Origin of the sequence: Horticoccus luteus (assembly GCF_019464535.1) — a bacterium.
GTDB classification, from domain to species: domain Bacteria; phylum Verrucomicrobiota; class Verrucomicrobiia; order Opitutales; family Opitutaceae; genus Horticoccus; species Horticoccus luteus.
The window spans coordinates 920230-932523 of record NZ_CP080507.1 but is presented as its reverse complement, the minus strand read 5'-3'; the positions used below and the strand labels follow the sequence as shown (position 1 = coordinate 932523).

Genomic DNA, 12294 nt, shown 5'->3' with positions numbered 1-12294 from the left:
TGGCACGCGTTCTCTCCTTCTTGCGCCCCCCTCGCGCCTCGCCACCCTTTTCCTTTCCGACTCGCTCCCGTTCGTTCCTCCCGCACACTTATTGAAACTCCCAATCCTATGAGCGCACTCATCGTCCTCGGCGTAATCGTTGCCATCCTCCTCGTGGTCGTCCTCTGGATCGCGGGCATTTACAACTCCCTCGTCACCCTCCGCAACCGCTTCAAAAACGCGTTCGCGCAAATCGACGTGCAGCTCAAACGTCGCTATGACCTGATCCCCAATCTCGTCGAAACCGCCAAGGGCTACCTCAAGCACGAACATGAGACGCTCGAAGCCGTCATCAAGGCGCGCAACATCGCCTACACCGCTTCGCAATCCGCCGCCGCCAATCCCGCCGACGGCGGCGCCGTGAAAAATCTCGCCTCCGCTGAGACCGGCCTCACGGGCGCCCTCTCCCGCCTCATGGTCGTTTCCGAGCAATATCCCGACCTCAAGGCCAACCAGAATATGATGCAGCTCACCGAAGAGCTGACGTCCACCGAGAACAAAATCGCGTTCGCTCGGCAGGCCTACAACGACAGCGTCATGTCCTACAATACCGCCCGCGAAACGTTTCCCGCCGTCGCGTTCTCCGGCATGATGGGCTTCCAACCCGCCGAACTTTTCAAAGTCGAAGACCCCGCCGAACGCGTCGCCCCGAAGGTGCAATTTACCTGAGCCGCTCCCTGCCGTGTCCGCACCCGTCGCGCAGCAACCGCAATTCTTCGTCGGCTGGGCCACCCTCGCTTCGATCTTCGCTGGCCGGCCGCCAAGCAAGCACCGCCGTGGCCTCAACGGGTTTTTCGCGAGTATCCTGCGCGCACTGATCGCCACCTTGATTCTCGTCGCCTGCGAACCGCACCCAAGTCCACCGCGCTCCGGCGCGCGTTGACCGGCCCACCCGCCTCTCGTTGCCCTGCTCGATGGACTTCTTCGCCGCCCAAGCCCGCGCGAAAAAGCGCACCTCGCGCCTGCTCGTCCTGTTCGCCCTCGCCGTCATCGGCACCGTCGTCGCGGAATACGCCGTCGGCCTCTTCGTTCTCGGCGCGCAGCACGCCCGCCAATCCGACCCTTACGGCGATTACGTCGCTCCACTCCCCGATTGGTGGCAGCCTCAACTCCTCGTGGGCGTCGCCCTTGGCACCCTCGTCGTCGTCGCGCTCGCCGCCGGGTATAAATGGTCGCAATTCTCCGCCGGCGGATCCGCGGTGGCGGAAAACGTCGGCGGCCGGCGCGTCGATCCGCACACCACCGACCCCGCCGAACGCCGCTTTCTCAACGTCGTCGAGGAAATGGCCATCGCGTCCGGCGTCCCCGTGCCCGCCGCCTACGTGCTCGACGACGAAGCCGCCATCAACGCCTTCGCCGCCGGCCACACCACCAGCGATGCCGTCGTCGCCGTCACCCGCGGCACGTTGCAACGCCTCACGCGCGACGAACTGCAAGGCGTCGTCGGCCACGAATTCAGCCACATCCTCAACGGCGACATGCGGCTCAACGTCCGCCTCGCCGCCTTCGTCTTCGGCATCCTCGTCATCGGCCTGCTCGGCCGCGGCGTGATCGCCAGCCTCCGCTACACCCGCGTCCGCTCCTCCCGCGAAAGCAAAAGCGGTGGCGGCATCGCCGTGATTTTCGTGATCGGCATCGCCCTCTTCATCATCGGCTACATCGGCTACTTCTTCGGCCGCCTCATCCAGGCCGCCGTCTCCCGCCAACGCGAATTCCTCGCCGACGCCTCCTCCGTCCAGTTCACCCGCAACCCAGCCGGCCTCACCGGTGCCCTCAAAAAAATCGGCGGCCTCGCGCTCGGTTCCAAACTCGACACCACCAAGAGCGCCGAGATCGGGCACTTCTTTTTCGCCCAAGCCTTCCGCTCCAGTTTCGGCGGACTCTGGGCCACGCACCCGCCGCTCTCCGAACGCATCCGCGCGATCGATCCCGCCTTCGACGGCCAATACTCCCCCGCGCCCGAAGTCGTCGATGTCCGCACTGAGTCCTTCGCCTCCGCCGGCCTCGGCCATCGTTCCCCCGCGCCCCTGCCTCCCGTCATTCCCGGCCCGCTCTCGCCCGCCGCGATCGTCGCCAGCATCGGCACCCTCAACGCCGCCCTCGTGGCCGACGCCCAAACCCTCCTCAACTCACTCCCGGCCGGCCTGCGCACCGCCGCTCGCACGCCCAATGGTGCCGCCGCCCTCGTGTGCGCGCTCCTCCTCGATCCGGCACCCGCCTCCGCCGCACAGCAACGCCAGCTCATCGCCACGCACCTCGGTCCCGACACGCTCCGCGAAATCGACGCCCTCGCTTCCGACATCACCGCGCTTTCGGTCGAGCAAAAACTCCCCCTCATCCAGATCGCCGCACCCACCCTGCGCGATCTCCCCGCGCCCCGCGTCGCCGCGCTCCTCGAAACGCTCGACGCCCTCGTCCTCGCCGACCAACGCGTCACTTCCTTCGAGTTCGCGTTGCAAAAGCTCGTCCAACGCGCCCTCAAGCTCGGTCGTGCGCCCACCACCGCGCCCGGTGAGCAAATCTTCTCCTTCGAAGCGGTCGCCCCCGACCTTAACGTCGTCCTCTCCGCTCTCGCGCGCGCCTCCAGCGACGATGAAACCGCCATCGCGCGCGCCTTCGCCACCGGCGCCGGCCAGCTTAAACTCATCGCAGACCGGCTTTCCCTCCTTCCTTCCAACGCCTGCGAACTGCCCCAACTCGACACCGCGCTCGAACGCCTCGCCACCGCCAGCGGCCCCATCAAACACCGCCTCCTCACCGCCTGCGCCGCCAGTGCCACCGCCGATGGCGTCCTCCGCGCCTCCGAAGCCGAGCTCCTCCGCGCCGTCTCCGCCGTCCTCGACTGCCCGATGCCGCCGCTCGCCCTTTCGCCCGCTTGACCGCGACGCCCTAAGTGCGGTTCTCTCTGCGCTCGGCCCGCGCACCGTGCGGCCTTCTGCCGCATGTCTTCATCGCTCTCCCCCTCCGAGTCCGCCCGCCTCGCCGTCCTGCGCTCCTATGACGTGCTCGATACCTCGCCGGAGCGCGAATATGACGACCTCGTCGCCCTCGCCGCCGAGATCTGCGATGCCCCCCTTGCCGCAATCTCGTTCGTCGACGAAACCCGCCAGTGGTTCAAAGCCCGCATCGGCCTCGCCGATACGGAAACTCCGCGCGACATTTCGTTCTGCTCCCACGCCATCGCCCAGCCCGGCCACGATCTGTTCGTCGTGCCCGATGCGCAGAAGGACCAGCGGTTCGCGACCTTTGCCAACGTCACCGGCGCGCCCCACATCCGCTTTTATGCCGGCGCGCCCCTGGTCACGCCCGACGGCTCCGCCCTCGGCTCGCTGTGTGTGATCGATCGCGTGCCCCGCGATTTGTCCCCCGCGCAACTGCGCGCGCTCCGCGTTCTGCGCCGGCATGTCGTCAACTCCCTCGAACTTCGCCGCCTCGCCCTCGCCCAGCGCTCCACCATCACCGCCCTCGAGCGCACCCGCACCGAACTCGAAGCCGCCCGCTTCGCGGCCGACGCCGCCACGCGCGCCAAAAGCCAGTTTCTCGCGACCATGAGCCACGAGATCCGCACGCCCATGAACGCCGTCATCGGCATGGCCACCGTCCTCTCCGGCTCCCCGCTCGATGCCGATCAACGCGAATGCGTCGATACCATCCGCACCAGCGGCGAACTCCTCCTCAGTGTCATCAACGACATTCTCGACTTCTCCAAAATCGAGTCCGGCCACCTCGAACTCGAGCGCCAACCCTTCGTCCTCGCCGCTTGCGTGCGCGACGCGCTCGAAATCGTCGCTCTCGCCGCCTCGCGCAAGAACCTCGCCCTCACCTACGAGCCCGCCCCCGACCTCCCCGCCGCCCTCGTCGGCGATGTCACCCGCCTCCGCCAGATCCTGGTCAACCTTCTCAACAACGCCATCAAGTTCACCGAGCACGGCTCCGTCACCATCCGCTCCGCCGCCCGTCCCCACGGCACCGGCTCCGTCGAACTTCACCTGTCCGTGCAAGACACCGGCATCGGCATTCCAGCCGACCAGCTTGACCGGCTTTTCCGCGCCTTCAGCCAAGTCGATGCGTCGACCGCGCGCCGTTTCGGCGGCACCGGTCTCGGCCTCGCCATCAGCAAACACCTCGCCGAACTCCACGGCGGCCGCATGTGGGTCGAAAGCGAACCCGGCCGCGGCTCGACGTTTCACGTCACCTTGGTGGCGCCGGTCGCCGCGTCCACTCCCGCACCCCTCGCCGCCACCACCTTCGATCCCACCTTCGCCCTGCGCCATCCCGCGCGCATCCTCGTCGCCGACGACAACATCGTAAACCAAACCGTCGCCTGTCGCCTTCTCCAACGCCTCGGCTATTCCCCCGCCGTCGCTTCCAACGGCCGCGAAGTCGTCGAGGCGGTGCAGCGGGAATCCTTCGATCTCGTGTTGATGGATGTGGAGATGCCGGTGCTCGACGGCCCCGCCGCGACCCGGCTCATCCGGGAGCAGCTTCCCCACTCCGCGCAACCCCGCATCGTCGCCCTCACCGCCCACGTGCTCGCCGACGATCGCGCCCGCCTCCTTGCCTCCGGCATGGATGATTTTCTGCCGAAGCCCTTCCGCCTCGCGCAACTCACCGCCATCCTCGCGCGCGGTCGCTAGTTCCGCCGCCCCTCGCCGACGCGCGTGACCGGCGTCGCGCGCCACCGAAAATTCTCCGCCATTAAGGTCGATTCGCGGCCATTAGTGGATTCAACACTCCTCGCCCATGCGTGCTGTCGATATCTCCGCCGTCAAGCAACCCACCCGCCGCCCCGCGCCCCAAAACGATCCGCTTCGCTGGTGGCGCGAGTCCCGCTTCGGGATGTTCATCCACTGGGGCCTCTACGCGATTCCCGCCGGCGTCTGGCAGGGCCAACGCGTGCCCTACATCGGCGAGTGGATGATGTTTCGCGAGAAGATCCCCGTCGCCACCTACGCCGCGCTCGCCGCGCAATTTCACCCCCGCCACTTCGACGCCGCCGCCTGGGTCCGCCTCGCAAAACAAGCCGGCATGCGCTACCTCGTCATCACCGCGAAACACCACGACGGGTTCGCGATGTATCGCACGTCGGTCAACCGCTACAACGTCGTCGACGCCACCCCGTGGCACCACGATCCGATGGTCGACCTCGCCCGCGAATGCCGCCGCCAGGGCGTGCGCCTCTGCTTCTACTATTCGCAAGACCTCGACTGGCACCATCCCGACGGCGCATGGAACGACTGGGACTACCCCGCCGCCGCGAAAAACCCCGCGCGCTACCTCCGCGAAAAAGTAAAACCCCAGCTCCGCGAACTCCTCACCCGCTACGGCCCCGTGGGCATGATCTGGTTCGATACGCCCCTCACCCTTACCAAAGCCCAAAGCGCCTCCATCCGCCGCTTCGTCAAAAAACTTCAGCCGCGCTGCCTCGTGTCCGGACGCATCGGCCACGGCCTCGGCGATTATAATCTCCCCCGCGACAACTTCCTCCCGCCCGGCCGCCTCGAAGGCGACTGGGAAACCTGCGCCACCCTCAACCACACGTGGGGCTTCAAGACCCACGACCACGAGTGGAAGTCCGCCGAGAATCTGATCACCACGCTCGTCGACCTCGTCAGCAAGGGCGCCAACTATCTGCTCAACATCGGACCCGATGCCGACGGCGTCGTCCCCGCACCCAGCGTCCAGCGCCTCCGCGCCGTCGGCGCCTGGCTCGAGCGCAACGGCGATGCCATTTACGGCACCTCGCCCAGTCCTTTCCGCAACGAATTCTCCTGGGGCCGCATCACCACGAAAGGCCGCCGCCTCTTCCTTCACTTCTTCTCCGCCCCGCCGAAAATTTTCCATCTCCACGGCCTCCGCACCCGCGTGCGCACCGCCCGCGCCCTCGGTGACGCCCGCCGCGCCTTCGCCACGCGCCAGACCACCGACGCCGCCACCGGCCTGCCCATCCTCGCAATCGATTTTACCGGCCTGCGTTTCCGCGCCCCCGTCACCGTCGTCGCCCTCGACCTCGCCGCCGCACCCGACGTCGAACCGCAACCCCTCCAGCAACCCGACGCCACCGTCACCCTCATCACCGGCATGGCCCGCCTCGGCACCGACGCCACCGCACCCACCGGTCGCATCGGCGGCAACGGCCTCACCGAAAACTGGCGCTCCACCGACGACTGGCTCGAGTGGGATTTCACGCTCCTGCGCCCCGGCGCCTACGAGGTGAACGTGGTCACCACCCATCAACACCTCGAACCCTGGAGCGGCGGCCACACCCTCCGCCTCACCGCCGACGGCCAGACGCTCCGTCACAAAACCACGTCCGACGCGATTCTGCCGAGTCTCCGCTCCGCCTATTATCCGCAAATCGCCACCTCCTTCGGCCGGTTCAACTTCGCCAACTCCGGCCGCCACACGCTGCGACTCCAAGCCACGCGCCTGAAGCTCCCGAAGAAAAACAAAACGCTCTTCTCCGACGGCGGCATGCAATTCGTCGAAATCCGCCTCACCCCCGTCTCCTAAAATCTCCGCGTCACCCGCGCGCCCGCCACGCGCCGACGCCCTCTCAGTCCGCTCCAGCCGACATTTCCCCATCGGTCGGCGTTCGGAGGTTCTGCGCGCCCGCCTCCGCCGCCAAAATCAGCGCGCGCCCGCGCCGCCTGCTTGAAGTTTCTCTGGAGCTTGGACGTTGGAGCTTGGAGCTTTTCCCCGTCCGTCGCACGCTCGCGCCAGACTCGCTTTCTCCGCATGCTCCTCGTCCTCGCGCTCTACCTCGCCGCCTACGTGCTTTGCGCCAGCGCCCTCTGGTTCTGGCGCGTCAACCGCCGCAGCGAACGCCCGCCCGCCACGCCCACGCTCCTCCGCGGCCCCGGCGAATCCCTCCGCTGGCGCCTCCAAAAACTCGACGACGCCCTCCTCCGCCACGTCTTCGCCGCCGCGTTTCTCCCCATGACCGTTTTCCTCGGCGGCCTCATGCTCGCGCTGCAACTCGACGGCCGCGCTCGCGACGCCACCTTCGCCGCCGCCTTCCTCCTGTTCCTCGGCACGCTCTTTCTCACCGGCCGCTGGATGATGCAAAAAATCACCCTCCGCCGCGACTGCCACCTCGGCCTCCTCGGCGAAAAAATCGTCGCCGAAAACCTCGCACCCCTCGTCGCCGCCGGCTGCCGCGTGTTTCACGATGTGCCCGCCGGGGCCTTCAATCTCGATCACGTCGTCGTCGGCCCGACCGGCGTGTTCGCCATCGAAACGAAAACCCGCCGCGCCGGCCGCGCCCTCGCCAACCGTCGCCCCGATGAAATCGTCTTCGACGGCGACCAACTCATCTTTCCGTGGGGCAACGACACCTTCGGCCTCGATCAAGCCCGCCAGCGCGCCGCCTGGCTCGGCCAATGGATCCGCACCGCCGCCGGCGAAACCGTCCCGCCCTTCGCGATTCTCACGTTCCCCGGCTGGAACGTCGCCTCTGCCGCCGCGAGCGACGTCCACGTCCTCGGCACCGCCGAAATCCCGCCCTTCGTCCGCCGCGCCCCGGTCACGTTAAATCACGCGCAAATCGAAACCATCGCCCGCCAACTCGAACACCGCTGCCGCGACGTAGAATTCTAACCCGTCGCGCCCGTCACTCCGCCGCTCTGCGCCTTTCTGTAGTGTGGGCGGAGTGTCCTCACCCCGCATTTCGCGCTTTTCCTCCTCCGTGTGTGTGCGGGGTGACCTCACCCCGCACCTCGCGCGCCCCCGAATCTCGACCTCACCCTTTCTGCGCCACCAGCACGAGCCGCTGCCACCACCACGAAATTTTCCCGTCCGCCGCCTCGCTGATCCTCAACAACGCCCGCGCCTCTTCCGGCGCCGTGCGCACGGCTTCGAGCACCTTCGCGCGATTCTCCGGCGAGGTCGCCGCCGTCTCGAAATACCACTCCAAATCCGGCTGCAGCATCGGTTGCAGTTCGCTGCTTTTCACCGCCAGGCCCGACTCCGCACACCACGTTTCCCACGTGCGTTGCGACCACAACCGATGGTGACTCGGATCGCGCCACTTCTCCACGTTGTGCAGCCACGCCTCCGCCTCTGGTTTGCCATCCTCGATGCTTCCATCGATCAACAAAAAAGAGCCGCCCCGCTTCAACACTCGCGCCACCTCGCGCACGAATCCCCGCGCATCGCTGAAATGGTGCGGCGCCACGCGACACGTCACCAAGTCGAATTCCCCCTCCCCAAAGGGCATCGCCTCCGCCGCGAATTCCCGCGTCTCGACCTTCAACCCGCGCTCCGCCGCGAGCGCCGCCGCCCGCGTCAGCATGTTCGTCGAAATATCCCCCAGCGTCACGCGATACCCTCGCACCGCCAGCAGCAAACCCGTGTGCCCGCCCCCCGTCGCCACATCCAGCGCCCGCGCCCCCGCCGGCAGCTCCACGTGTCGCAACGCCCCCTCGATATCCGCCGTCTGCTCGAGGATGTGCCCCTTGCCGTAACGATGACTCCGCCGGTCGAATTGCGCCGCCGACGCCGCTTGAATCGGGTCCAGTTTCACGCCCGGAAATTGAGCACCCGCCCCTGCCAACGCAAATCCGTCCCGCGCCCCCATCGCGGCCGCGCCTCCTCCGCCGGACGTTGAAATCCGCCGCTTTCCCCTGCATCTTCCCCGCGTGACTCTCGCCGAAAAGGAACTTCAGTTCATCGAGCGCTATGGCGTGTTCGACGATCCTCAGGAACGCCTCGCCGCCATCGTCGATCGCGCCCGCCGCGCCCCTTCCTTGCCTGCCACCCAACGCACCGCCGCCACGCGCATCGCCGGTTGCCAATCGCCCGTCTGGGTCGTCGCCGAGTTCACTGGCGAACGTTGCCGCTTCCACGCCGACGCCGAATCGCCCGTCGTGCGCGGCCTCGTCACGTTGCTCTGCGAACTCTTCTCCGGCGCCACCCCCGCCGACATCGTCGACTTCGACGTCGCCCTCCTCGACGAACTCGGCCTCACCCGCCACCTCTCCCCGACCCGCCGCCACGGTCTCGCCAACGTCGTTGCCCACATCCGCACCTTCGCCCGCGCCCACCTCGCCGCCGCCCATGCCTCCTGAGCTGCCGCCGCTCTCCGACGCGCATAATCACCTGCAAGACCCCTGGCTCGCGCCCCACCGCGACCGCATCTTCGCCGGCCTCGCCGCCCTCCCGCTCCGCCGCGCCGTCGTCAACGGCACCTGCGAAACCGATTGGCCCGCCGTCGCCGCCCTCGCCCGCACGCACGCGTGGATTCTTCCCTCTTACGGCCTCCACCCGTGGCAAGTGGGCAACGCCAGCCCCACGTGGCGCGACCAACTTCTGGCCCACCTCGACGCGCCTCCGTCCGCGCCATCGCCTCCACCCGCCCTCGGCGAAATCGGCCTCGACGCGTGGATCCTTCACCGCGCGCGCCTCGACGATCCGCGCCTCGCCGGCCTCCGTCGCGCGCCGCTCGACGAACAACTCGCCGCCTTCCGCTGGCAACTCGATCTCGCCACCGCCCGCAATCTTCCCGCCACCCTTCATTGCCTCGACGCCTGGGGTCCACTCGCCGCCGAACTCCGCCTCCGCCGCCCCGCCCGCGGTTTTCTTCTTCACGCCTACAACGGTTCGCTTGAGCTCGCCCGCGAACTCGCCGCCCTCGGTGCTTATTTTTCCTTCAACGGGAGCTTCCTCGCCGACCGCGCCGCGAAAAAACGCGCCGTCTTCGCCGCGCTCCCCGCCGACCGCCTCCTCGTCGAAACCGATGCGCCCGCGATGCCGCTTCCGCCTCCGCTTCAGACCCACGTGCTCCCCGACACCGCCGACGGTCAACGCGTGAACCACCCCGCCAATCTCGCCGCCGCCTACGCCGGCCTCGCCGCCCTCCGCGACACCTCGCTCCCCGCCCTCGCCGAGCAAATCGAAGCCAATTTCCACCGCTTCTTCACCTCGCCACCCCCGCGACCGAAAAGCTGATCCGCCGCTGCATCACCGCGGATGCGCCATTCTCATCGAGGCGCCTCAACGCCCTCCCGGCCTCCGAGTGTGCACCCCTCAGCCCACGATCAACCGCACCGCTTCCTGCGCCGCCGCGAGCCCAAACGCCCCCGTCACAAACACCGCCGTGCCGTAGCCATTCGCGCAATCCAGCTTCAACTCGCTCTCCGGCTCCCGCGTGCTCTGGCACGTGCCATCGCTCCACGGAAACACCGGCTTCTCCGCCGAGTAAACGCACCGCACGCCGAACCGCACGTCCTCGCCCGCCGCGAACCCGTAATCGCGCCGCAACTTTTTCCGCACCAGCCGCAGCAAATCGTCGCCCACCGCCTCGCCCAAGTCCCCCGTGCGCACCTGCGTCGCATCGCGCTTTCCGCCCGCGCCGCCCACCGTCACGCAGGCGCGCCGCCGCTCTACGCATGAGCCGATCAGCCGCGCCTTGTTGCTCATCAAATCAATCGCGTCGACCACCACATCGAACGCCGGCGCCAGTAACACCTCCGCCGTCGCCGCGGTGAAAAACTCCGTCCGCGCCTCCACGCGACACGCCGGATTGATCAACGCCACCCGCTCCGCCAGCACCTCCACTTTCGGCCGCCCGATGTTGCCGTCGAGCGCGGGCAACTGCCGGTTGATGTTCGTCACGCACACATCGTCGAGATCCACCAGCGTCAACGCCCCCACGCCGCTCCGCGCCAACCCTTCCACCGTCCACGACCCCACGCCGCCCACCCCCACCACACACACGTGCGCCGCCGCCAGTCGCGCCAGACCTTCGCGCCCCAACAGCCGACCCAACCCGCCGAACCGGTCTTCAAAATCTCCGCTCATCGGTTCGCCCGCAACATCGCCTCCGCGTCTTCGCCCCGCTCGGGCGCGTCTCCTTTCGGCCGCGCCAGCGCCGTCGTAAAATTCCACCCCGATGGGGCCTGGAAAATCCGCAGGTCAAACTCGCCCACCACCGAAAACAAGTGATCGAAAATATCCGCCTGGATCGCCTCGTGATAAGCCCAGCGGTTGTCCGTCGTGAACACGTAAATCTCCAGCGGCAGCCCGTGCTCCGTCGGCGCCAGTTGCCGCACCAGAAACGTCATGTCCTGGTGAATCTGCGGATGCGCTTTCAAGTAAGCCACACAGTAGGCGCGAAACGTGCCCACGTTCGTGATCCGCCGCCCATTGCCCAGAATTGTGAGATCGGTCCCGCGCTCCACGTTTGATTTCATGATCTCCTCGCGTTTGTGCCCGAGATATTCCTTCAGCAGGTCGATCCCGCGCCAGCGCTCGATCAGTTTCTCATCCGCAAAACGAATCGTCTGCACATCCAGATACAGCGCCCGCTTGATCCGCCGCCCGCCCGATTCGAACATGCCCCGCCAGTTCTTAAACGATTCCGAAATCAACGAATACGTCGGGATCGTCGTGATCGTTTTGTCCCAGTTCTGCACCTTCACCGTCGTCAACGAGACATCGATCACATAGCCATCCGCGCCCGCCTTCGGCATCTCGATCCAGTCGCCCACGCGCACCATGTCGTTCACCGAAAGCATGATTCCCGCGACGAATCCCAGAATCGCATCGCGAAACACCAGCAGCAGCACCGCCGTCAACGCCCCCAGTCCCGACAACAAATACACCGGCGATTTGTTCAGCACCGTGGCCAGCACGAAGATCAGTCCCAGCAGCGCGCCGATCAGTTTGATCGCCTGGAAAAACCCTTTGATCGGCGTCTTTTCCGCCGCCCGCCGCTTTTCAGCCATGATCTGGATCGCGTCCAGAATCGCAAAAAGCACCGACAACAAAATGAACGTCAGATAGACGTTCACCGCCGCGTTCACCCCCGCGAGCACCGCGGGACTGTGGCCAAAGACATCGTCGCCATACGCATTGATCACCATCGCCGGCGCCACGTGCGACAACCGCGCAAACACCCCCGCCTCCAACAAGACGTCGTCCCATTGAAACGTCGTCCGCTTCACGATCCGCGTCACCGCCGCCAGGATCACCCGCTTCGCGATGAAATTGCCCGCCCACGCCAGCGCGACGAGCACCAGGAGGCCGACCGTCGTGGACACGAGACCCGCGTCCCCCGGGTCGAACCCGCGCGCCACCAGCCAGTCGCTCAACGTTGTGATCAAACTCTGCATCGCTCCTGACTCTTGCACCTCCGCGTCTTCATGCAACCCGCGTCCCGCTCCCGCCGGATTTTTCTTCCTCCCCAGCCAACATCCCGCTGCCGCTCCGGCCGCCGCTTCGTCCACGTGAATATACCCCACGTGTGGGGATATT

At 66.8% G+C, this 12294-nt stretch carries 10 protein-coding genes; 7 read left to right on the top strand and 3 right to left on the bottom strand.

The genetic code is table 11. The features are described 5' to 3' along the window. Positions 1-108 precede the first annotated feature (108 nt). The 5 genes from K0B96_RS03590 to K0B96_RS03570 all read left to right on the top strand — a co-directional run bounded on the left by K0B96_RS03590 (position 109) and on the right by K0B96_RS03570 (position 7638). Positions 109-708, top strand: coding sequence for a LemA family protein (locus K0B96_RS03590; protein ID WP_220163938.1), 600 nt, complete (start codon positions 109-111; stop codon positions 706-708). Between the two features lie 245 nt (positions 709-953). Further along, a complete protein-coding gene (locus K0B96_RS03585) occupies positions 954-2918 on the top strand; it encodes a M48 family metallopeptidase (RefSeq protein WP_220163936.1) in 1965 nt (654 codons plus the stop codon). A 63-nt stretch (positions 2919-2981) separates the two neighbouring features. Further along, a complete protein-coding gene (locus K0B96_RS03580) occupies positions 2982-4676 on the top strand; it encodes a GAF domain-containing hybrid sensor histidine kinase/response regulator (protein ID WP_220163934.1) in 1695 nt (564 codons plus the stop codon). Positions 4677-4782: 106 nt separating this feature from the next. Beyond that, on the top strand, positions 4783-6552 hold the full coding sequence (locus K0B96_RS03575) for an alpha-L-fucosidase (RefSeq protein ID WP_220163932.1): 1770 nt from the start codon (positions 4783-4785) through the stop codon (positions 6550-6552). Between the two features lie 225 nt (positions 6553-6777). Then, positions 6778-7638: a nuclease-related domain-containing protein gene (locus K0B96_RS03570; RefSeq protein WP_220163930.1), complete on the top strand. Its 861-nt coding sequence runs from the start codon at positions 6778-6780 to the stop codon at positions 7636-7638. Positions 7639-7780: 142 nt separating this feature from the next. On the opposite strand, the gene K0B96_RS03565 is transcribed toward K0B96_RS03570, so the two are convergent. Beyond that, entirely contained in the window at positions 7781-8563 is a 783-nt protein-coding gene (locus K0B96_RS03565; protein WP_255558837.1) for a class I SAM-dependent methyltransferase, read from the bottom strand. A gap of 115 nt (positions 8564-8678) precedes the next feature. Here K0B96_RS03565 and K0B96_RS03560 point away from each other — a divergent pair, with 115 nt between their 5' ends. Together K0B96_RS03560 and K0B96_RS03555 are read left to right on the top strand one after the other, a co-directional pair. Continuing rightward, positions 8679-9107 carry a SufE family protein gene (locus K0B96_RS03560; RefSeq protein ID WP_220163926.1) on the top strand — a complete coding sequence of 143 codons (429 nt, stop codon included), beginning with the start codon at positions 8679-8681 and terminating at the stop codon, positions 9105-9107. Then, positions 9097-9987 carry a TatD family hydrolase gene (locus K0B96_RS03555; protein WP_220163924.1) on the top strand — a complete coding sequence of 297 codons (891 nt, stop codon included), beginning with the start codon at positions 9097-9099 and terminating at the stop codon, positions 9985-9987. Before K0B96_RS03560 ends, K0B96_RS03555 begins: the two co-directional genes overlap by 11 nt. 78 nt (positions 9988-10065) lie before the next feature. On the opposite strand, the gene K0B96_RS03550 is transcribed toward K0B96_RS03555, so the two are convergent. Both K0B96_RS03550 and K0B96_RS03545 read right to left on the bottom strand, forming a co-directional pair. Continuing rightward, positions 10066-10839 carry a tRNA threonylcarbamoyladenosine dehydratase gene (locus K0B96_RS03550; protein WP_220163922.1) on the bottom strand — a complete coding sequence of 258 codons (774 nt, stop codon included), beginning with the start codon at positions 10837-10839 and terminating at the stop codon, positions 10066-10068. Beyond that, positions 10836-12281, bottom strand: coding sequence for a mechanosensitive ion channel family protein (locus K0B96_RS03545; protein WP_220163921.1), 1446 nt, complete (start codon positions 12279-12281; stop codon positions 10836-10838). The genes K0B96_RS03550 and K0B96_RS03545 overlap by 4 nt, the downstream gene beginning before the upstream one ends. Positions 12282-12294: the final 13 nt, after the last annotated feature.